At 35.8% G+C, this 20,774-nt stretch carries 20 protein-coding genes; 18 read left to right on the top strand and 2 right to left on the bottom strand.

Translation table 11 applies throughout. The features are described 5' to 3' along the window. The first annotated feature begins 113 nt into the window (after nt 1-113). From VXN63_RS00390 to VXN63_RS00400, 3 genes are all read left to right on the top strand, one after another. Complete coding sequence (locus tag VXN63_RS00390) at nt 114-1,622, top strand: extracellular solute-binding protein (protein ID WP_327755997.1); 1,509 nt, start codon at nt 114-116, stop codon at nt 1,620-1,622. A gap of 70 nt (nt 1,623-1,692) precedes the next feature. Continuing rightward, a complete protein-coding gene (locus VXN63_RS00395) occupies nt 1,693-2,661 on the top strand; it encodes an ABC transporter permease (RefSeq protein WP_327755998.1) in 969 nt (322 codons plus the stop codon). A 17-nt stretch (nt 2,662-2,678) separates the two neighbouring features. Next, nucleotides 2,679-3,572, top strand: a complete 894-nt coding sequence (locus VXN63_RS00400; protein WP_327755999.1) for a carbohydrate ABC transporter permease — start codon at nt 2,679-2,681, stop codon at nt 3,570-3,572. 99 nt (nt 3,573-3,671) lie between these two features. Here VXN63_RS00400 and VXN63_RS00405 read toward each other — a convergent pair whose 3' ends face one another. Continuing rightward, nucleotides 3,672-4,658, bottom strand: coding sequence for an AraC family transcriptional regulator (locus tag VXN63_RS00405; RefSeq protein ID WP_327756000.1), 987 nt, complete (start codon nt 4,656-4,658; stop codon nt 3,672-3,674). A 298-nt stretch (nt 4,659-4,956) separates the two neighbouring features. Here VXN63_RS00405 and VXN63_RS00410 point away from each other — a divergent pair, with 298 nt between their 5' ends. The 8 genes from VXN63_RS00410 to aldA are packed head-to-tail and all read left to right on the top strand — an operon-like array spanning nt 4,957 to nt 13,142. Continuing rightward, nucleotides 4,957-5,916, top strand: a complete 960-nt coding sequence (locus VXN63_RS00410) for a TRAP transporter substrate-binding protein (RefSeq protein ID WP_327756611.1) — start codon at nt 4,957-4,959, stop codon at nt 5,914-5,916. Between the two features lie 16 nt (nt 5,917-5,932). Beyond that, on the top strand, nt 5,933-6,460 hold the full coding sequence (locus tag VXN63_RS00415) for a TRAP transporter small permease (RefSeq protein ID WP_327756001.1): 528 nt from the start codon (nt 5,933-5,935) through the stop codon (nt 6,458-6,460). After that, complete coding sequence (locus VXN63_RS00420; protein WP_327756002.1) at nt 6,450-7,739, top strand: TRAP transporter large permease; 1,290 nt, start codon at nt 6,450-6,452, stop codon at nt 7,737-7,739. The genes VXN63_RS00415 and VXN63_RS00420 overlap by 11 nt, the downstream gene beginning before the upstream one ends. Nucleotides 7,740-7,784: 45 nt before the next feature. Then, entirely contained in the window at nt 7,785-9,200 is a 1,416-nt protein-coding gene (rhaB, locus tag VXN63_RS00425) for a rhamnulokinase (RefSeq protein ID WP_327756003.1), read from the top strand. A 2-nt stretch (nt 9,201-9,202) separates the two neighbouring features. Next, complete coding sequence (rhaA, locus tag VXN63_RS00430) at nt 9,203-10,462, top strand: L-rhamnose isomerase (RefSeq protein WP_327756004.1); 1,260 nt, start codon at nt 9,203-9,205, stop codon at nt 10,460-10,462. Nucleotides 10,463-10,490: 28 nt separating this feature from the next. Beyond that, entirely contained in the window at nt 10,491-11,312 is an 822-nt protein-coding gene (rhaD, locus tag VXN63_RS00435) for a rhamnulose-1-phosphate aldolase (protein ID WP_327756005.1), read from the top strand. Between the two features lie 28 nt (nt 11,313-11,340). After that, nucleotides 11,341-11,652, top strand: coding sequence for an L-rhamnose mutarotase (gene rhaM / locus VXN63_RS00440; protein ID WP_327756006.1), 312 nt, complete (start codon nt 11,341-11,343; stop codon nt 11,650-11,652). A 35-nt stretch (nt 11,653-11,687) separates the two neighbouring features. Next, entirely contained in the window at nt 11,688-13,142 is a 1,455-nt protein-coding gene (gene aldA, locus VXN63_RS00445; RefSeq protein ID WP_327756007.1) for an aldehyde dehydrogenase, read from the top strand. Between the two features lie 24 nt (nt 13,143-13,166). Here the strand turns inward: aldA and VXN63_RS00450 are convergent, their stop codons facing one another. Next, nucleotides 13,167-13,976, bottom strand: coding sequence for an AraC family transcriptional regulator (locus VXN63_RS00450; protein WP_327756008.1), 810 nt, complete (start codon nt 13,974-13,976; stop codon nt 13,167-13,169). Between the two features lie 148 nt (nt 13,977-14,124). Here VXN63_RS00450 and VXN63_RS00455 point away from each other — a divergent pair, with 148 nt between their 5' ends. From VXN63_RS00455 to VXN63_RS00485, 7 genes are all read left to right on the top strand, one after another. Further along, nucleotides 14,125-15,699: a hypothetical protein gene (locus VXN63_RS00455; protein ID WP_327756009.1), complete on the top strand. Its 1,575-nt coding sequence runs from the start codon at nt 14,125-14,127 to the stop codon at nt 15,697-15,699. An 88-nt stretch (nt 15,700-15,787) separates the two neighbouring features. Then, nucleotides 15,788-16,750 carry an ABC transporter permease gene (locus tag VXN63_RS00460; RefSeq protein WP_327756010.1) on the top strand — a complete coding sequence of 321 codons (963 nt, stop codon included), beginning with the start codon at nt 15,788-15,790 and terminating at the stop codon, nt 16,748-16,750. A 22-nt stretch (nt 16,751-16,772) separates the two neighbouring features. Then, a complete protein-coding gene (locus tag VXN63_RS00465; protein ID WP_327756011.1) occupies nt 16,773-17,678 on the top strand; it encodes a carbohydrate ABC transporter permease in 906 nt (301 codons plus the stop codon). Between the two features lie 16 nt (nt 17,679-17,694). Then, nucleotides 17,695-18,321 carry a DUF624 domain-containing protein gene (locus VXN63_RS00470; RefSeq protein ID WP_327756012.1) on the top strand — a complete coding sequence of 209 codons (627 nt, stop codon included), beginning with the start codon at nt 17,695-17,697 and terminating at the stop codon, nt 18,319-18,321. 12 nt (nt 18,322-18,333) lie between these two features. Then, nucleotides 18,334-19,542 (top strand): glycoside hydrolase family 88 protein, encoded by a 1,209-nt coding sequence (locus tag VXN63_RS00475; protein WP_327756013.1) that lies wholly within the window; start codon nt 18,334-18,336, stop codon nt 19,540-19,542. Between the two features lie 12 nt (nt 19,543-19,554). Then, complete coding sequence (locus tag VXN63_RS00480; protein ID WP_327756014.1) at nt 19,555-19,779, top strand: hypothetical protein; 225 nt, start codon at nt 19,555-19,557, stop codon at nt 19,777-19,779. 77 nt (nt 19,780-19,856) lie between these two features. Beyond that, nucleotides 19,857-20,699 (top strand): hypothetical protein, encoded by an 843-nt coding sequence (locus VXN63_RS00485; protein ID WP_327756015.1) that lies wholly within the window; start codon nt 19,857-19,859, stop codon nt 20,697-20,699. Nucleotides 20,700-20,774: the final 75 nt, after the last annotated feature.

Genomic DNA, 20,774 nt, shown 5'->3' on the forward strand with positions numbered 1-20,774 from the left:
TATAGATAACAGTATTACAAGAAGAAGATATTGTAGAAAATATGTAAGCGTTTTATCATTAAGTGGCAAAGGAAATTATTCATTTACAAAAAATAGAAAAGGGGATTGAAAAGATGAATTCTTGGAAAAAGAACTTAACGTTGTCCGCATCACTTCTATCAGCTACGTTGTTAGTAGCTTGTGGAGACGGAGGAAATGCCGAAGGAGGGTCAGCTGATGGAGAAAGTGCTGGAATTGAAACCCTCAATATCATGGCGCCGACTTTTGAAACAACTGCTCCACCATCTGGAAATGAATGGGAAGAAGCGCTGGTAGAATTTACAGATCAAGACGTTAATATTGATTGGGTTCCCAATGTAAATTATACAGATAGAATGAATGTTACCTTAGCTTCAAGTAATATTCCTCACGTCATGGTTGTCCAAGGTAAAGATCCTGGATTTTTAAATTCTGCTGAAGCTGGTGCTTTTTGGGAATTGACAGATTACTTAGATGATTACGAAAACCTCAGTCAATATAATGAAGACATTTTGTTAAATTCTTCTATAAATGGGCAAGTATTTGGTATACCTAGAGAAAGAGATATTATGAGATCCACTGCTATGATCAGACGAGACTGGCTTGAAAATCTTGGATTAGAAGTACCGACTTCAGTAGATGAGTTATACGATGTTTTAAAAGCCTTTAAGAACGATGATCCAAATCAATCTGGTGCGGATGATACGGTAGGAATGATTATTCCTACATGGTACGGGTCTTTAGATACTTTATCAGTCTGGACAGGTGCTCCAAATATTTGGGGATTTGAGGACGGAGAAATTGTGCCAACCTTTGCTACTGAAGGATATATTGACTCACTTGAAATGGTAAGAAAAATGGTAGATGAGGGACTGATTAATACTGATTTCACTACTTTAAGTCCAGATGACTGGGATTCAGCAATGTTTAATGGCGACGGTGGTGTCATCATTGATGTTTACTCTAGAGCTATGAGAATTAACAATCTATTCAATGATGAAAATGGAACTGAGAGTGAAACGTATGTCGATATTACTGGAACATTGACTGCTCCAGATGGCAATGAGTATGGACAATCAACTGATGGATACTCTGGGTTCTTAGCTATCTCTAAACAAACCGTTACAACAGAAGAACAACTAGAAGAAGTATTGACGTTTCTAGATAAACTGGCTTCAACTGAAGGCGCTAACTTACTGAATCACGGAATCGAAGGCGTCACATATGATTTGGACGAAGACGGATATGTTTTACCAATTGAAAATGATTTAACACCTTATAGCTTGGAACAATTAGGCATGTACGGAGAAGTTTATTCGATGAGACCTGAAGGAGAGTTAGCTGAAACGCGTTACCGTCTGATGGAAGAAAATGAAGAAAATGTGGTATACAATGCAGCTGCCCCATTAGTATCTGACATTTATGCTCGTCAAGGATCTCAATTAGATGACATTATTGAAGATGCACGTGTCCGTTACATTGCTGGTCAAATTTCGAGAGAAGAATTCGATGCTGAAATCGAAAGATGGTATTCAAGTGGTGGACAAAGTGTTATTGATGAATTGACTGAAAAATATCAAGAATTAATGGAAACTCAAGAATAAGACTTTGATGGAGTTAAAGGAGACTAGATTGATCAGTCTCCTTTATCTTTCTCATAGAAAGGGTGTAAATATGGGACAGGAAGTATCAACAGAAGTCTTAGAGAAACCAATCTCTTCTAAAAACGTGAAAAAGAAAAGTAAGCAGAAATATTTTTGGCAATACAAATACCTTTATTTAATGTTATTACCTGGCTTAATTTATTTTGCAGTATTTAGATACGCACCTATGTATGGCATTCAAATTGCTTTCAGAAATTATGTACCATTCTTAGGAATGCATGGTAGTGAGTGGGTTGGATTGGAGCAATTCAGACAGTTCTTTACTAGTCCAGATTTTGGAAGGATTATGTTTAATACGTTGTTTATTTCGTTCTTAAGTGTAGCAGTATCTTTTCCAATCCCAGTATTATTGGCGATACTATTAAATGAATTAAGACACGCGGTTTATAAAAAGTTGATACAAACCTTTATTTATATTCCACATTTCTTATCATGGACAATCGTTGTTGGATTGACTCATGTACTTTTCTCCATTAATGGAGGAGCAGTCACTGAAATTTTAGCATCAATATTTGGTGAAAGGGTTGATTTTCTAGCCAATCCAAACTGGTTTAGACCGATGATTATTCTTCAACAAGTTTGGAAAGGGGCGGGATGGGGAACCATTATATTCTTAGCTGCGTTATCTAGAGTCTCTCCTGAACAATATGAAGCCGCGATTGTAGATGGAGCCGGCCGGTTTAGAAGAATTTGGCATGTTACATTGCCAGCAATCAGACCGACAATCGTTATTATGTTGATTTTAACAATGGGGTCTGTGTTAAGTACTGGATTTGATCAGTTATTCTTGATGACGAACTCACTGAATCGATCCGTGGCAGATGTATTTGATACTTATGTGTATCAGATGGGAATCACTCAAGCGGCTTATTCTTATAGTGCAGCTGTGGGGCTATTCAAGTCAGTTGTCGGAATCATATTGATTGTATCAACGGACTTTATTGCTAAAAAAGTAGATCCAGACAGTGGACTATTCTAGAAAGGAGAGAGATGAGTATGAGTACAAATGCTTCATTACACGAACTGCATAATACAAAAGGTGGTAGAATTTTTGATAAATTCAATATTATATTTTTACTAATCTTTGCATTAACCACAGTCTTACCGTTTTTATATGTAGTAGCAGGATCTTTTGCTACAGAAGCTGAAATTGCTCGAAGAGCCTTTTTCATCTGGCCAGAAACATTCACTTTGAATGCCTATAGACATATCTTTACATCACAAGCATTCATCAGAAGTATTATCATTACGATTGGGGTTACAGTCGTTGGTACATTAACTCAATTGTTTTTCACCTTTACAATGGCGTATCCATTGTCTAAGAGAAATTTAAAAGGAAACAAATTACTGATGAATATTGTTATATTCGCAATGCTATTCAGTGGGGGAATGATCCCAACTTATCTGATTGTAGAACAACTAGGATTGATTAATTCTTACTGGGCACTTATTCTGCCAGGAGCCATCAATCCATTTAACTTGATTATCATTAAAAACTTTTTCCAGCATTTTTCTGCAGAACTAGAAGAATCTGCAAAAATTGATGGAGCCACAGAATTACAAATATTCTGGAGAATCGTACTACCGCTTTCTAAGCCCATTATTGCAACTTTTGCCTTGTTCTACGCAGTAGCGATCTGGAATGACTTTATGGGGCCATTGCTCTATATGCATGATACTTCAAAATGGACTTTGCAGTTACTCTTGCGTCAAGTAACGATCTCTTCAGACCCTAACGCACTTGGACAGATGGACCCAGATTTTGTCCCACCTGAAGAAGGATTAAAGTTAGCGATTATCGTTATCGCAACGTTTCCGATTATGTGTATTTATCCATTCCTACAAAAACACTTTGCGAAAGGTATTATGATTGGTTCTGTAAAAGGATAAAACCATTACTTTAAGAGTTTATAAAAAATACTAACATATTCGTTTTATCTGACGCATTATTTATGAATGGGTCAACCCATAGAAAAGCACAAGACCGGTTTATTGGTCTTGTGCTTTTAATTTTCTATATGCGCCTGGGTTTAACTTGTACATTTCTCTGAATTTTTTATAAAAGTAAGACTTATTCTGTAAACCGATTGCTCTACAAACTTCTTCTATGGGGATACTTGTACTTTCAATTAAAAACTTGGCTCTTTTTAAGCGTTCTTCAGTAACCAGCGTCACAAATGTTTTACCGGTTTTTTCTTTAATGATTTCAGATAAGTAGTTTGTACTGTAGCTTAATTGTTTTGAAAGATGTTCTAAGCTAATGGTCTGATATTTTGCTTCAATTTCTTTTAAAACTTGGATAATAATCTTATTCGTATGGGAGTCTTTTGGATTCGTATCTAATTTATACTTTGTATTACCAACGAGTTCCATAAACAAGATAGGAAGGTAATAACTTAGTATCTCATTGGAAAAAGTCGATTCAGTGAAGTATTTATTCAACATTTGTATCAAAATTGATTTGATTGACTGATTCTGACTGCTTTCAAAAATGATGTACTGACCTTTAGATTTCTCTGATACCGTTCGAACTAGAAATTGGAAAAGACTATTGTCTTGAGTATTAACTTGACTTAAAAGTTTATGATCAAATTTAGTCTGAGGGAAGATAATATTAATTAAAATATCTTCATTCCTCAATGGTTCAATAGAGTGGGTTGATCCATGATCCAGAAGCAATAATTCGCCTTCTTTTAAAGTCTTTTTTTCTCCATTAATTGTCTGGTGACATTCTCCTTTCAGCATATAATTTAATTCTAAGAACTGGTGGGTATGTTCGGGATATCTTGCAAATCTATTATGTTTGCTTATGTAGATTCGGTCATTCTTAAGAAAGTATTGGTCTGTTAACACCATCTTACCATCAGAGTAATCGAAAGATTCCTCGGGTAAATCAATGATAAAATCACCATTTAATCGTTGTCTCTTTTCAATCGAATTATAATTATATAAGTATTGATAAACAATTTCCTGCATATGTTTAACCTCCTCTAGTTAAAATTATAGCTTAAATGAATCCGATTTCAACTTTTGTAACCTAATTCTAATCTACCTTCTTTAAATTTCACCTTCATCGGAGAAATGGTTACTGTTTTACATAGAATTCGTCATTTATGATACGGGGTTATATCGATAAGATTGAATTATATAAAAGCGCTTTATTTATATTGTAATTTAAAACTGAACGAGATCACTCTACTACTAAAAAATGGAGTGATCATCAAATGGAGGGAAAACAGTGTTAAAGAAAATTGGATTAAGTGTTTTATTTTTAATGGTTCCAGTTTTAACTGGATGTGGAACAACAAGTTCCGCTGAAGATGTAACCGTATTCAGATTTGCGTACGCAAGTAATAGTCAACCGGTCAAAGATTCTATGGCTCGTTTCGGAGAGATGGTAGAAGAAAAGTCTAACGGTGGCATGCGTGTAGAGTACTATCCAGATAGTCAGTTAGGAGGAGAAACCGACCTCATTCAATTAACACAAACAGGCGCAATTGATTTCACGAAAGTCAGTGGTGCAGCACTGGAAGGTTTTTCAGAGACTTATTCGATTTTTGGTATTCCTTATTTGTTTGATGATGAAGAAAGTTTCTTTAAAGTTATGGAAGATGAGACCATTACTCAAGAAATTTATGAATCAACAAGTGATTTAGGATTTAGAGGCATCACTTATTATGATGGGGGACAACGAAGCTTTTATATGGCAGGTGGCCCTGTAGAATCACCAGATGATTTGGTTGGAAAAAGAATTCGTACAATGGAAAGTGAAACAGCTGTTAGAATGATGAGTTTATTAGGTGGATCAGCTGTTCCTATGGGTAGTGATGAAGTTTATGCTTCACTTCAGTCAGGTTTGATCGATGGTTCTGAAAATAATGAATTTGTACTGGTTACGGCAGGTCATGGGAATGTAGCGAACTATTATAGCTATGATCAACATACACGTATTCCAGACATTATTATCATGAATGATGAAAAGATGGATAGTCTTACGCAAGAAGAGCAAGATATCATTTTAGAATCCGCAAAAGAATCAACTGAGTACCAAAAAGAAGTTTTCAATGAAGCGATTGAAAATGAAAAGCAAGAAGCTCAAGCACAATATAACGTGGAATTCAATGAAGTAGATAATGAGCCGTTCAGAGAATTGGTCAAACCAATCGCAGAAGATTTTGCGAATGACGAAAACTTTTCTGAGCTCTATCAAGCTATCATTGATGCTCAACAATAACTTAAGGAGATAAAGTATGCAGACCTTTAAAAAGTACTTAAATAAATTTCTAGAAACAATATGTAGTGTTCTACTTTCTGTCATGTTGTTACTCGTACTATGGCAAGTTTTTACGAGAACAGTTTTGAACAATCCAAGTACCGTAACAGAAGAAATCGTTCGATTTTCACTTGTTTGGTTATCCATGCTAGCTGGTGCGTATTCTGTTGGTAGAAACGCACACGTGGTCGTTACCTTTATTCAAGATAAATTTAGTCGAAAATTTCGATTTTGGATTGCTCAAGGAATCCATGTGTTTTTCATGTTGTTTTCTGCATCTGTTTTAATTTACGGAGGAATAAGAGGTGTCATGATTTCTGTAGCACAAACATCACCTTCTCTAGGCCTTTCTATGGCCGTTGTATTTTTGGCAGTACCGGTATCGGGTGTTTTCTTCTTTCTTTATAGTCTAATCAATCTAATTGACTTGAGAAGCGTAGGAGAATTGGTAGATGAAAATACACGAAATGAACTTGAAAAGGATGTGAACAATCGTGGCGTTTGAAGCAGGGCTAATTCTAATCGTAATATTTATGGCTTTACTAATCATCGGTGTTCCAATTGCAATCGCAATAGCCGTATCTTCTATTTCAATCATTGTACTCAATTTACCACTAGATATTACGATGTTTACAGCAGCACAGAAAATCGTTACAAGTTTAAATAGTTTTACCCTCATTTCTATCCCGTTGTTTATTATGTCGGGGATTATCATGAACAATGGGGGAATCGCGAAGCGGCTAATCAAATTCTCCATGTTATTGGTAGGACGTATTCCAGGGGCTCTTGCCATTACGAATACGATTGGTAATGGACTATTTGGTTCAATGTCGAGTTCAGCCATTGCTGCCTCTACAGCCATTGGTGGGGTACTGGTTCCTCAACAGATTGATTCAGGTTATGATCGAGGCTTTGCAGCTGCAGCGAATATCGCTTCTGCACCATCAGGTATGATCATTCCGCCAAGTACAGCTTTCATCATGTACTCTCTTGTAAGTGGAGCTTCAATCTCTGCGCTGTTTTTAGGGGGTTACATTGTTGGTGCTCTTTGGATTTTAATTGTTTCACTGATCTGCTACATCATAGCGAAGAAAAACAAGTACCCAATCGTTGAAATCGAAGTAACCGAAAGTAAATTAAAAATCATTATGGATGCTATACCTAGTTTACTCCTGATCTTTATTGTCATTGGCGGAATTCTAACTGGATTTTTCACAGCCATTGAAGCATCTGCAGTATGTGTGGCGTATTCATTACTATTGTCTATGATTTATAGAACAATTAGTATTAAAGATTTCCCAAATTTATTCAGACAAACCATTGAAACATCTGGAACGATTATGTTACTCCTTGCAACATCTTCATTAATGTCATTTGGTATGGCGTTAAATGGTATTCCAGCAGCTGTTAGTGAACTTGTACTTGGCGTTTCTGCTAATGCATTCTTCACACTATTGATTATCAATGTGATCTTCTTGTTAGTTGGATGTTTCATGGATGTTGGACCAGCTATCTTGATTTTTACACCAATATTCTTACCAATTGTACAAGAAATTGGAATCGATCCAGTGCATTTCGGATTGTTTGCCATTATGAATTTTTCGGTAGGTTCCATTACACCACCAGTAGGAACAGGCTTATATGTCGGAGCAAGTGTCGCTCAAGTGAAATTTGAGAAAGTCATTAAACCGCTCATTCCATTCTATATTGGGATTTTAGGATTACTATTAGCCATCACTTATTTCCCAGATCTAATAATGTGGTTCCCGAATTTATTAGGATAGAATAGTCGAAATCTTGAAATCCAAGTTGTAAAAGAGGTGATGAAAGTGAATCAGTATATTGCGGTAGATATTGGCGCAAGTAGTGGGCGTTTAATCTTAAGTCATATAGAAAAAGGAAAACTAAATATAGAAGAAGTCCACCGATTTGAAAATGGATTTCAAAAAATTAATCACCATGATCGATGGAACATTGATGCTTTGATTCGTGAAATTTTTATCGGTCTTGAAAAAGTTAAAGCAATGGGGATTGATAAAGCGTATCTTGGCGTGGACACATGGGCTGTTGATTATGTCATGGTGAATAAAGAGAGACAAAAAATTGCGGACCCAATTAGTTACAGAGATCAACGGACTCAAAATAGTATCGATCAATTAACTAGTAAAGTTTCCAAAGAATCTATTTATGAGAAGACAGGTATTCAGTTTTTAGAATTGAATACACTCTATCAATTATTTGCGGAAAACAAGAAACTACTCAAAAAAGCAGATAAATTATTATTTATACCAGATTATATAGGTTTTGTGCTCACTGGAAAACAAGTTACTGAGATCACGAATGCCTCTACTACGCAGATGCTGAATTTGAGAAGTGCTTTGTTTGATGATGAGTTGATGGAAATTGTTGAGGTGACAAACGACCTGTTTGCACCTCTAACAGATCCAGGTCAAGTGCTTGGCCTTATCCAGGAAAGATGGAAAGATCAGTTTGATTTACCTGAAATTACGGTGGTGACTGTTGCTTCGCACGATACAGCCAGCGCAGTTGTTGGTGTTCCTGCAGTTACCGATAAAAACTGGGCTTATCTTTCAAGTGGTACCTGGTCCTTGATTGGAATAGAGTCACCCGTTCCAATCAACTCTCATGAAGCTTTCGAGCACAACTTCACGAATGAATGGGGAGCTTATGGAACGTATCGTTTTTTGAAAAACATTATGGGGCTTTGGATCGTTCAAGAAGTTAAAAGATTAAGTGAAGAGGATTTAAGTTTCAAGGAAATGGCGGAGCTAGCTGATCAAGTACCTGACTTTCAATCTATTATTGATGTGAATGATTCAAGGTTCACCAATCCAGATAATATGATTGAAGAAATTCAACTCGCATGCACGGAAAGCAAACAGCCGATTCCTGAAACTACAGGAGAGCTGGTCAACTGCGTGTATTCTAGTTTGGCTAAAAATTATGATCTGGAATTGAAAAATCTAGAACAAATTACAGGAAATAACTTCCAGCAGTTACACATTGTAGGTGGAGGATCAAATGTAAGGAAACTGAATCAGCTTACCGCAGATTTAACAGGTAAGGAAGTGTATGCCGGTCCAAGTGAAGCAACAGCGATTGGCAATATTGTCGTTCAGATGATAGCCGCGAAGGAATTAGCAGATATTACAGAAGCTAGGAAAGTCATTAGAGACTCTTTTGAAATTGAGCGATTCCATTCGAATAAAACTAAAGGAGTATAGATATGGATACTGAAAAAGTCAAAAGTCGTTATCAAGAAGCGAGTAGGCGCTACGAAGAAATGGGCGTTGACGTAGAACAAGCTTTAGAAAAATTATCACAAACCAAAATCTCTATGCACTGCTGGCAAGGAGATGATGTTCTTGGATTTATGAACGAAGGCGGAGCATTATCAGGAGGAATCATGTCTACTGGAGACTATCCAGGAAGAGCGCGGAACCCTAAAGAATTAAGACAAGATATAGACAAAGCCTTCTCATTGATACCAGGTAAGCATAAATTGAACTTACATGCCATGTACGCGGACACAGAAGAAAAAATAGATTTAAATGAAATCGAACCAAAGCACTTTGAAAAATGGGTGGATTGGGCTAAAGAGAATCAAATCGGATTAGATTTCAATCCTTCGTTCTTTAATCATGATATGTTCAAAGATGGATTTACATTAGCACATCCAGATAAAGAGGTCAGAGATTTTTGGATAGAACACGGTAAACGTTCAAGAAAAATTGCGGAGTATATAGGTAAAGAACTAGGCGAAGTTAGTTTCAATAATTTTTGGGTACCTGATGGCATGAAAGATAATCCAATCGATCGACTTTCTCCTAGAAAAAGATTAATGGAAGCCTATGACGAGATATTTGAAGAAGAAGTGAATCCGGAATACACTATTGATACGGTTGAGTCTAAACTCTTCGGTATTGGTGCAGAGGCGTATACAGTGGGCTCGCATGAATTTTACATGGGATATGGCTTGTCAAGAAATAAAACGATTCTGATGGATGCAGGACACTATCATCCTACTGAAGTCATTTCAAACAAAATATCAGCTTTAGCTTTGTTTAGTGAACACTTGATGCTACACGTTAGCAGACCAGTTCGTTGGGATAGTGATCATGTTGTTATTATGGATGATGAATTACAAGAAATTATGAGAGAAATTGTTCGAAATGATTTGTTAAATCGTACAGCTATTGGATTAGATTTCTTTGATGCGACAATCAACCGAATCGCTGCATGGGTTGTAGGGGTTAGAAATACTCAAAAAGCGTTACTCAAAGCCTTACTGGATCCAGTTTCAGAATTAAAAGAAGCAGAATCTAACTTTGATTTCACGAAAAGACTAGTCTACACGGAAGAAATGAAAGACTTACCTTATAGTGATATTTGGAATTACTTCTGCCTGATCAACGATGTGCCTGTTGGAATCGAATGGTATGAAGAAGTGAAAGAATATGAAAGAAACGTTTTGATGAACCGATAAAAATGAGTGAATTGAAGGAGCAGGAATAATGAGTATGCAAAACATCGTTGAAAGTCAGTTTGTTAAAGAAATGTGCGAAATCACACAAGTTATGTACAGAAGAAATTGGGACGAGAGAAATGGTGGGAATATTACACTTTTGTTAACCGAAAAAGAGGTTGCTCCCTACACTGATCTAACTGATATCAAAAGAACGATCCCGGTTGATTTCGACGCAAAAGCACTTGCGGGTAAATATTTCTTAGTTACGGGTTCTGGTAAATATTTCAAGAACGTTGAAAAAGATCCTGAGCATAATCTTGGATTGATTCGTGTATCAGAACAAGGAAATGGTGTTGAACTCTTGTGGGGGTTAGCAGATGGTTCCGTTCCTACAAGTGAACTACCAAGTCATTTTCAAAGTCATATTGCACGTCTAAGCGTTGATCCAGAAAATAGAGTGATTATGCATTGTCATGCAACACACCTTTTAGCGATGACGTTCACACACTCTCTAGATGAAAAAGAACTCACGCGTAAGTTATGGAAATTGTGTACAGAATGTATCGTCGTATTCCCAGAAGGTGTTTCTACTATTCCTTGGATCGTACCCGGTACGAATGAAATTGGAGAAGCAACTTCAGAGAAAATGAAAGAAACCAGACTTGTTGTATGGCCATATCACGGTATATACGGTGCTGGTCAAACAATGGATGAGACATTTGGATTGATCGAAACCGTTGAAAAAGCTGCGGAAGTCTACACTCACGTCCAAGCACAAGGTGGAATGAAGGCTGAGATTTCAGACGAACAACTCCAGCAATTGGCCGATAGATTTGGTGTTGAACCTAGACCTGGGTATTTGGATTAAAAAACGCTAACTGAAAGGAGGTGTCTGATTGATCAAAAAAGCCATTCGCATGAAAGTGTATGCCGATAAACACGAAGAGTATAAAAAGAGACATGATGAAATATGGCCAGAATTAGAGCAATCAATCAAAGAACATGGTTGCAAAAGTTACAGTATCTGGCTAGATGAAGAGAACAATCTATTGTTTGCTTATCTAGAAATTGAAGATGAAGATCGATGGGGCCAACTTTCAAAAACAGCCATTAATCAAAAGTGGTGGATGTATATGAAAGACGTTATGGAAACGAATGAGGATGATTCACCAGTAACGCTTTCGCTTAACAATGTATTTAACATCTAACATCCATCCAGGATGACCTAAAAGGAGAGAATCAAATGAGCTTAAAATTAGAACAGTACAAAATGTATATAGACGGAGCATTCGTAGACGCGAGCAGTGGAGAGACTTTTGATAACATCAATCCTTCAACTGCAAAAGTGCTGAACCAGATACCGAAAGCCACAGAAGAAGATCTGGAACGTGCTTTAGATGCAGCGAATTGTGCTCAAAAAGAATGGAAGCATGTTCCTTCTGCAGAAAGAGCAGAATACTTATTTAAAATCTCTGATTTGATCTTAGAAAACAAAGAAACCTTTGCAAAGATTATTTCCGCTGAAGTCGGTAAAGTGAATGCTCAAGCAATTGGAGAAGTTGAAGCAACAGCTGAATACTTTAAATACTATGCTGGATGGGCTAGAAAATATGAAGGAGAAATCATTCCAAGTGATCGTCCGAATGAGAATATCCTGATTTTCAAAAAACCATTAGGTGTCGTTGCAGGTATTCTTCCATGGAATTATCCATTCTTCCTAATTGCACGTAAAGTTGCACCGGCATTGTTAACTGGGAACACAACAGTTATTAAGCCTTCAACTAGTTCACCAAACAATGCTTTGATTTTTGCTCAGTTATTAGAGCAAATTGATCTTCCTAAAGGGGTCGTCAACATTTTGACGGGAGACCGCAGCTTAGGAAGTAAACTGGCAGAAAGTCCAAAAGTAGATCTTGTTTCCATCACAGGTTCTGTAGGTGCAGGCCAATCCGTTATGGAAGCTGCAGCTAAAAACATTACTAAAGTAAGTCTGGAACTAGGTGGAAAAGCGCCTTCGGTTGTATGGAAAGATGCTGATTTGGATTTAACGGTTGAATCAATCGTGGATTCTAGAGTGATTAACACCGGTCAAGTATGTAACTGTACGGAACGTGTTTATGTTCATGAAGATATTAAAGAAGCCTTCTATGAAAAAATTACTGAAGCAATGAGCGCTGTCACGTTCGGTGATCCTATCGAAGATCGTTCAGTGGGTATGGGACCACTAATCACTGAATCTGGCTTACAATCTGTAGCAGACAAAGTAGAACAAGCGAAAAAAGATGGCGCACGTGTATTAACAGGTGGAAATAGAGATACTAGCAAAGATGGATTTTTCTTTGAACCGACTGTTATCGTGGATACTAAAAATGATATGCAAATTATGCAAGAAGAAGTCTTTGGACCTGTGCTACCAATCGGAACATTCAGTACCTTAGACGAAGCGCTTGAACTGGCGAACGATTCTGAATTCGGATTGACTTCAGCGATTTTCACAAATGATACAAATGTGATGATGAAATTCATCAATAACATGGATGCTGGAGAAGTATACGTCAACAGAGAAAGTTTTGAATCCATCCAAGGATTCCATGCAGGATGGAAGAAATCCGGTATCGGTGGAGCTGATGGCCGTCACGGACTAGAAGAATTCCTTGCAACAACGGTAGCCTATATAGATTACGACGATAAAGCATAAAAGAAAAACACTTCATTCTTAAACTCAATTTAAGAATGACGTGTTTCTTTTATTTATTTTTTTATAGGTCGATGGAGTCATTCCAGTAACTTTTTTAAATTGTCGATAGAAGTGTACCTCGGTTGCATATCCACATTGGTTTGCTATTTGACTTATGGATAATTTAGTGGTCGACATAAGATGTTTGGCATGAACGATTTTTATCTGGATTATATCTTTACGAAATGATATACCGAACAATTGTTTGTATAAGTGCTGAAAATAAGAAGTGCTGATATCCATACTAGCAGCTATTTCTGTAGGATCATAGTTAAGTGTAATACTAGATTGAATATCTAACCTCAACTTTTTTAATTTACGGTTAAATGGACTATACGCATATTTAGTCGGCTCAACCGAATAGGATACGTAAACGTTATTCAAAATTAGTTGAATTAACATTGAGAGGTTCTGATCTCTAACAATTTCAGGTGCATAATTATATTCCCAAATTAATTCTTGCAATAATAAATTGATATTGGTTGATTCAACAACAGGTATAAAAGTATTACAAGGTAATCCTGATTTATCAAATATAAAAGTTTCACATTCAAAGTGAAACCAGTCATCGATATATTGTCCCGAAGCATTGTGATAACTGTAAGGAGAATCAGGCTCAATAATGACTATGGAATTTGACTCAACGAGAGTAGTTTCATCTTTTATGGTAAAAGAAGCAGATGTTTTCGTATATAACAAAACATAATTAGGGACACCGTTGGGGCGATGCATCTTAAATTCTGGAGTATGTTTGACATTTAAACCACCAGTTAAATATGTAAAGTTCTCTGACATTTGAAAACCTCCATTGCAAGATTGAATTGATCGATAGTCAAAAAGGTTAGAATAAAATCCAAAAAGAAATTGTAGCGCTTACAACGTTATTGTATCATTATTTTAACAGATGATACACAATAAATTTAAAATTTGAGGAGGAAATAAAATGTTCAAAAAAAGATTAAATAGTATTACTTTCCTATCAATTGCTAGCTCACTATTTATTGCAGGTTGCGGAAATGCATCTCAAGAGAATGGGAACTCCGCAACAGAGATTCCAGAACTAGATAATGATTCTTTATGGATTTGGGGAGGCGTAGCACCTCATTCTTCAGTAGGAACTGTTGAAGATTCGCCTTTCCATCAAGGGTTAATTGAAAATACAGGACTTGATATTGAATGGCAATTTGCCCCTGAAGGTACGGATGGAAATCAGGCATATAACTTGATGATTACTCAAGATGTATTACCAGACTTGATTTGGCATAACTGGATGGGCGAAGCAAGTAGAGCAATAGATGAAGGTATTATTAGAGATTTAACAGATGATTTACAAGAAAAAGCTCCAAATTATTGGCAATACCTTCAAGATAACCCTGAGATTGACAGAGCAATGAGAACGGATGACGGTAGCTATTACATGTTTAGTTTTTACCGAGAAGAACCATTTCAGTCAGTCTATCAAGGACCGCTAGTTAGACAAGATTGGCTCGATGAACAGAACTTGGAAGTCCCAGAAAATATCGAAGACTGGACAAATGTTATTGAAAATTTCAATGAGAATTATGGTGCGCAATTTTCTTTCTTGACTAACTGGAGAATGAGTCCAGGACTAGCGGGTGCCTTTGGTGCATATGGGTCATTTGAACCAAGATTTTATTTAGACAACGATGAGATCAAATTTGCACAGTCTCAAACCGAATGGAAAGATTATATGGCATGGTTGAACGATTTAAATTCAAGAGGGTTATTAGATCCAGACTTTGTCACACTTGATGATCAGAATATGCAGACTAAGGCTGCGCAAGATCAATTTGGTATTACATTTATGAATGGAGGTTCATTACTTACATTCAATAACGATGCACGAGCTAATGATACTGGTGCTGAATGGATTGGTATTCCTTACCCTGATCAAGCAGACGGATCTAAATCAGCGGCTATTTTTGCGGAGGATATGTATGTATCTCAGGGATACGCTATATCTACTAGTATAGATGAAGAAAGGTTGGATAATGCATACGAATATTTGGATTGGGCATTTTCTGAAGAAGGATACAACTACTGGAACTTTGGCACTGAAGGAGAAACGTGGGAAATGGTTGACGGAGAGCCTACTTTTACCGATGTTATTGAGGAGCATGATCTAGATAAAGACGCTGCACTTGCTTTATACACTGGAAATATTGGATATGGATTAGGGGTACAAGCAGCGAGATTTATTGAACTTAGAACGGACGAAGCCTCATATGAAGCGGCGTTTAACTGGTCAGAAGATCAAGAAGATGCAATTATGGCAAACATACCTGCTTCTGTCACTATGACTGCTGAAGAAAGTAGAGAAGATGCCAATCTTTTAAATACTCTCAATACCTATGTCTTAGAAGAATCGATTAAATTCACTACTGGTGGTAGAAGTTTAGATGAGTTTGATACTTTTGTACAGGAGTTAAATGATATGGGATTAGATAGAATGTTAGAAATTCGAAATGACGCTTATCAAAGATACTTATCTAGATAAGTTAATCAGACTATAAATGGGTAGTAAAAAAACTATCTCTTTATAATCTTTCAACAAATGAACTTCTACATCTGAAAGGAGTCTTAAAATGGAAGATAGTTCAATAGATAGAAAATACGACAGAACAGTAAAAAATAATCCATCTTATCTTGATAGAGTAAAAAAAGATTTTCACCACAATAAAATCAAATACCTAATGGCTTTACCTGTGATTATATTTTTTCTAGTATTTGCTTATCGACCAATGTACGGGTTACTAATGGTTTTTCAAAATTTCAGTCCTCGTTTAGGTATTGAAGGTAGCGAGTGGGTCGGACTTTATCATTTTCAAAGATTTTTTAATGATCCAAACGCATTTAGAATTATAAGAAATACATTCAATATCAGTATCTGGAGTTTATTATTTGGATTTCCAGCGCCAATAATTTTAGCGTTACTTATTAATGAAATAAAAAATAAATATGTTAAGAGAATTGTTCAAACAGTATCGTATATGCCCTATTTTGTTTCCATTGTAGTTGTCTGTAGTTTGATAATTTTCTTCACTCAATCAAACGGATTGATTCCTAGTATAATGGATTTCTTTGGTTTACAAAGACAAAATATTTTAGCCAACCCCAGATACTTTGTTCCTATTTATGTTATTTCAGGAATATGGCAAACTGTTGGGTGGGATTCGATTATCTATTTAGCAGCGTTGTCAGGTATTGATCAGGAACAATATGAAGCAGCAAAAATTGATGGAGCCAATAAATTTCAACAGATGTGGAATATTACAATTCCTGGCCTAAAACCGACAATCATTATCTTATTGATTCTTAGAATGGGTTCTTTACTAAGTGTTGGTTTCGAAAAAATCTTACTTCTTTATTCACCGTCTACATTTTCAGTTGCGGATGTTATCTCAACATATGTATACAGAATGGGATTGTTGAATGCTGATTATAGTTATGCTGCTGCGATTGGTTTACTCAATACCTTAGTGAATCTCACTTTATTATTGATCACAAATCATATATCCAAAAAAGTCGCAGGTTCAGGATTATTCTAAATCAAAGAAGGGAAGGGTTTATATGTTTCAATCAAATATTTTAAAAAAGAAAGTAAAAGAATCACGCGGTGATCAGATATTTTCTTACTTTAACGGTATATTTATGTTTTTAATTTCTTTAGCGTGTCTTTATCCGATATGGTATGTGCTAGTGGCATCTTTTTCTAGCACTGGTGCCATAAATGCAAATTTAGGTAAGTTATTATGGCCACAAGATTTCAGTTTAGGTGCGTACTCAATGGCTTTAAGACATCCGTTGATTCTTTCAGGGTTTAGAAACATATTTCTGATTTTAGTCTTGTCTTTACCTTTACAAATGTTCATGACCATTCTTTGTGGATATTTTATGGCCGCAAAAAATGTCATGTTCAAAAATATAATTGTTTCATTTTTTATGTTTACGATGTTCTTCAGTGGTGGATTGATTCCAATGTACATGAACCAAAGACAATTGGGTTTATACAACAACATCTGGGCATTAGTTATTCCTGGAGCACTAAGTCTTTTCAATGCGATTATCTGCAAAACTGCTATAGAGGTCATACCTGATAGTTTAACTGAATCCGCTCATATGGATGGAGCTGGAGACATTACAATATTAGCAAAAATCATCGTACCTGTAATTAAACCAACTCTTGCTGTATTACTCTTATATTATGGGGTTGGGCTATGGAATAACTGGTTCAATGCTGCGATCTTTATTCAAGACAATGAATTGCTTCCTATTCAAAATATATTACGTGGAGTATTGTTGGCGAATAATCAAACATTGAATCAAGGTGCAGGAAGCGCTGATTTAGTTAATCAGTATGCAGAAACAATTAAATATGCTGCTATCTGTATTTCAACGATACCAATATTATGCATCTATCCATTTTTACAAAAGTATTTTGTTAAAGGAATCATGATTGGATCTATTAAAGGATAGGATTAGGAGGATAGCGATGAAAGCTTTTACGGATGTGAATAGTAAGTTAAATCGATATGCTAATCTTTTAATGGATTTATTTCTATTGAATATGTTGTTCATTATTACTTCTCTACCTATTATGACTATTGGATCAGGGCTGATTAGTTTATCAAGTGTTTCGATAGAAATGATTGAAGGAAGAGTGAACTCGCCTTCTAAATCTTATATCAGTCACTTTAAACATAATTTGACACGAGGAATTTTAATTCAATTTTTCCTCATGAGTATTTTGATTATTTTATTTTCATCTTCAAGATTGCTCTTTATCCTTCCAACTATATCATTCGTTTTGGTTGGAACAGGATTGATACTAGGTGTCATTATCTACTCATTCTTGTGTCTATATATTTTTTCATATTCAGCCAGATATGAAAATAGTTTCAAGGGAAGTTTAAAGGTTGCTTTTCAATTGTCCATGTCACACCTTAAAGAAAGTTTTACTATGATACTGGTTATTTTGACGGTTATCTCTTTAGGATCACTTAATATATTTTGGGCAAGTTTAATATCCTTTTTCTTTTTCTTTATAGGATTTTCATTTTCAAGTTTACTCAACGCAACGATTACATTGAAAGTTTTTAATCAATATACTGAATCATAGATAGGAGATCAAATGGAAAATTTATCAGCTGAAGAATTTATTCGTAAGGTAAATAAATTTTGGATTTCTTTAATTAAAGAAGATCATGAGAGAGCTTTTTGGGAAAGATCAGCCTATCATGTAGGGAATATGGAAGCTTACAAAAGTACTGGTAATGATGAATACCTTAATTTTACGCTTGAATGGTGCGAAGCAAATAACTGGAAAAGTCATCCTTATGAAGCTGATCCTGATTCGTGGACATGGGGATATGGCGAAGAAGAGAGTAGGAGCGTACTTTTTGCGGATTGGCATACCTGTTTTCAGGTTTATCTAGATATCTATTTTTTAAAAAATAAAAATAATCCTAAATACATTGAGTATGCTAAAAAAATTATAGATTATCAAATGAGTAAAGATGAAGATAGTTTCTGGTGGTGGGCTGATGGGTTATTCATGGGTATGCCGGTTATGGTAAAACTATACAATCTTACAGGAGATAAAATTTATTTAGATAAACTACATCAATATTTCAAATTTTCAATGGAGTTAATGTACGATGGAGAACATGGAATTCCTGTATCTATTTCTCAGTACAAGTCTACTGCTTATTCTGGAGGACCTTATGGAGGTAAATCTTCTGTAAAATCAGAATTTAGTAATCCAGAAAATTACAGTCACTTATTTTACAGAGATGCTAGTTATGTATATCCTGCAAAACCTTTACCAGATGAATTAAGTGGAGTGAAGAATTTCTGGGCTAGGGCAAACGGATGGGTTTTTGCTTCATTAGCTAGGATACTTAAAGAACTCCCTTCTAGTTGGGAACATTATGAATTTTACCTGAAAATTTATAGAGATATGGCTGTCGCGATTACTCGTTCTCAAAAATTAGACCAAAATGGAAATGGGTTTTGGACACAATCTATGCTAGCACATAAGTATAGCTCGAATGACCTAAATCCTGAAGGATACGAGACAAGTGGAACAGCATTTTTTCTATTTGGATTACTAGTAGGCGTTAACGAAGGATTTATTAAAAAATCGAGTGTTGAAAATGCTATAAACAGCAGCTGGAAATATCTTTCTAAAATAGCTTTGCATGAATCAGGGAAAATTGGATACGTTCAACCTGTTGGAGGCGAAGCCGGAAAAGCCGCTGACATAGAGAATACGCAAGATTTTGGTGTTGGGGCTAGCCTAATGGCTGCTACTGAGATGATCAAATATCAAGCAGAATAGAAAGGAGAAAACATGCAAAACGGACCAAATAATCCTAATCAACCTTCTCAAGGATTTCCAAATGCACACCCTCAAAGAGTCGACATACCAGCGGGTGATGTTCCAGATGAAGTGAAAAAAGGATTTATAGATGAAGAAGTTGTAAAAGAAAATGAACATACCGAACAAAAAGAGGAAGCTATAGAAGTAGACTTTGAGCCATTTGATTTAGATAAAATTGATGATTCATTGATATAAAGTAAGTTTATAAAGATTAAACTAATATTTTTGCAATTCTATAACGAGCTTAGCTTTTAGTAAGGAAGGACAATTTTATGGAGATTAAATGCACACTTTATAATCAGAACGGAACGATCAAGTTCGGAAAAAATGATTACGAAGAAGAAAAGCAGCTACTAACTAAAAAAGATGAAGACTTTGTTTATCTTTCAACTCAAACGGTAAGGTTACATGAAGGAGATTATTTTGAAATTGAGCTTTCTGAAAATCACCAATACCTAGTTGTTCAATTAGATCCTTCATTAGCACCATCTTTGATTTACATTCCTAATAAAAAATGGCGGTACGATATTAGATTAGGGGATGAGTGGAGAGAAGCTACACATGAGTCTGTTTTTAATGTGAAAAGAACTTATTGTTCTGTTAGAGTAGCTAAACAGTTTGAAATGGATCAGTATCAAGATCTATCGATCAATACTCACGATTTAAATTACTTTACGGGAGCCTATCCTCACGCAAGTGCAAACGTTGAAACAAGAAATGATGCAACATTTTTTGCACTAAATGCAATTGATGGAGTATACGCTAATAACAGTCATGGATCTTATCCTTATCAGTCTTGGGGAATCAATCAGAAAAAAGATGCTGAGTTAAAGATTGATTTTGGGAGGGAAGTTTTGATTAGTGAGGTGGAACTGACTCTGCGAGCTGATTTCCCTCATGACAATTATTGGACTCAAGGCACACTTGTTTTTTCTGATGGTACCGAAAAAACGATTCAACTAAAAAAGACGGGTAAAATCCAATCGTTTCAAATGGATTCAGTTAAAGCGAATTGGATTGTATTAAAAGATTTACTTAAAGACTCAACACTATCTTCACCATTTCCTGCATTAACCCAAATGAGTGTCTATGGTAAAACGATTCTTTTACCTTAAATAAAATAATGAGATAAAGTTGTAAAGTTCAGGTTTTTGAAAATTGGGATGTACAACATCAGTTGTGCATCTCTT

Source organism: Marinilactibacillus sp. XAAS-LB27 (assembly GCF_036039175.1).
GTDB lineage: Bacteria > Bacillota > Bacilli > Lactobacillales > Carnobacteriaceae_A > Marinilactibacillus.

Bases quoted from the DNA above. Each gene is read 5' to 3' on its own strand.
- VXN63_RS00475 (WP_327756013.1), top strand. From the start codon at position 18,334: ATGGAAAATTTATCAGCTGAAGAATTTATTCGTAAGGTAAATAAATTT.
- VXN63_RS00415 (WP_327756001.1), top strand. From the start codon at position 5,933: ATGCAGACCTTTAAAAAGTACTTAAATAAATTTCTAGAAACAATATGT.
- VXN63_RS00400 (WP_327755999.1), top strand. From the start codon at position 2,679: ATGAGTACAAATGCTTCATTACACGAACTGCATAATACAAAAGGTGGT.
- VXN63_RS00395 (WP_327755998.1), top strand. From the start codon at position 1,693: ATGGGACAGGAAGTATCAACAGAAGTCTTAGAGAAACCAATCTCTTCT.
- VXN63_RS00460 (WP_327756010.1), top strand. From the start codon at position 15,788: ATGGAAGATAGTTCAATAGATAGAAAATACGACAGAACAGTAAAAAAT.
- VXN63_RS00470 (WP_327756012.1), top strand. From the start codon at position 17,695: ATGAAAGCTTTTACGGATGTGAATAGTAAGTTAAATCGATATGCTAAT.
- VXN63_RS00405 (WP_327756000.1), bottom strand. From the start codon at position 4,658: ATGCAGGAAATTGTTTATCAATACTTATATAATTATAATTCGATTGAA.
- aldA (WP_327756007.1), top strand. From the start codon at position 11,688: ATGAGCTTAAAATTAGAACAGTACAAAATGTATATAGACGGAGCATTC.
- VXN63_RS00480 (WP_327756014.1), top strand. From the start codon at position 19,555: ATGCAAAACGGACCAAATAATCCTAATCAACCTTCTCAAGGATTTCCA.
- VXN63_RS00410 (WP_327756611.1), top strand. From the start codon at position 4,957: ATGGTTCCAGTTTTAACTGGATGTGGAACAACAAGTTCCGCTGAAGAT.
- VXN63_RS00450 (WP_327756008.1), bottom strand. From the start codon at position 13,976: ATGTCAGAGAACTTTACATATTTAACTGGTGGTTTAAATGTCAAACAT.
- rhaA (WP_327756004.1), top strand. From the start codon at position 9,203: ATGGATACTGAAAAAGTCAAAAGTCGTTATCAAGAAGCGAGTAGGCGC.
- VXN63_RS00455 (WP_327756009.1), top strand. From the start codon at position 14,125: ATGTTCAAAAAAAGATTAAATAGTATTACTTTCCTATCAATTGCTAGC.
- VXN63_RS00465 (WP_327756011.1), top strand. From the start codon at position 16,773: ATGTTTCAATCAAATATTTTAAAAAAGAAAGTAAAAGAATCACGCGGT.
- VXN63_RS00485 (WP_327756015.1), top strand. From the start codon at position 19,857: ATGGAGATTAAATGCACACTTTATAATCAGAACGGAACGATCAAGTTC.
- rhaD (WP_327756005.1), top strand. From the start codon at position 10,491: ATGAGTATGCAAAACATCGTTGAAAGTCAGTTTGTTAAAGAAATGTGC.
- VXN63_RS00390 (WP_327755997.1), top strand. From the start codon at position 114: ATGAATTCTTGGAAAAAGAACTTAACGTTGTCCGCATCACTTCTATCA.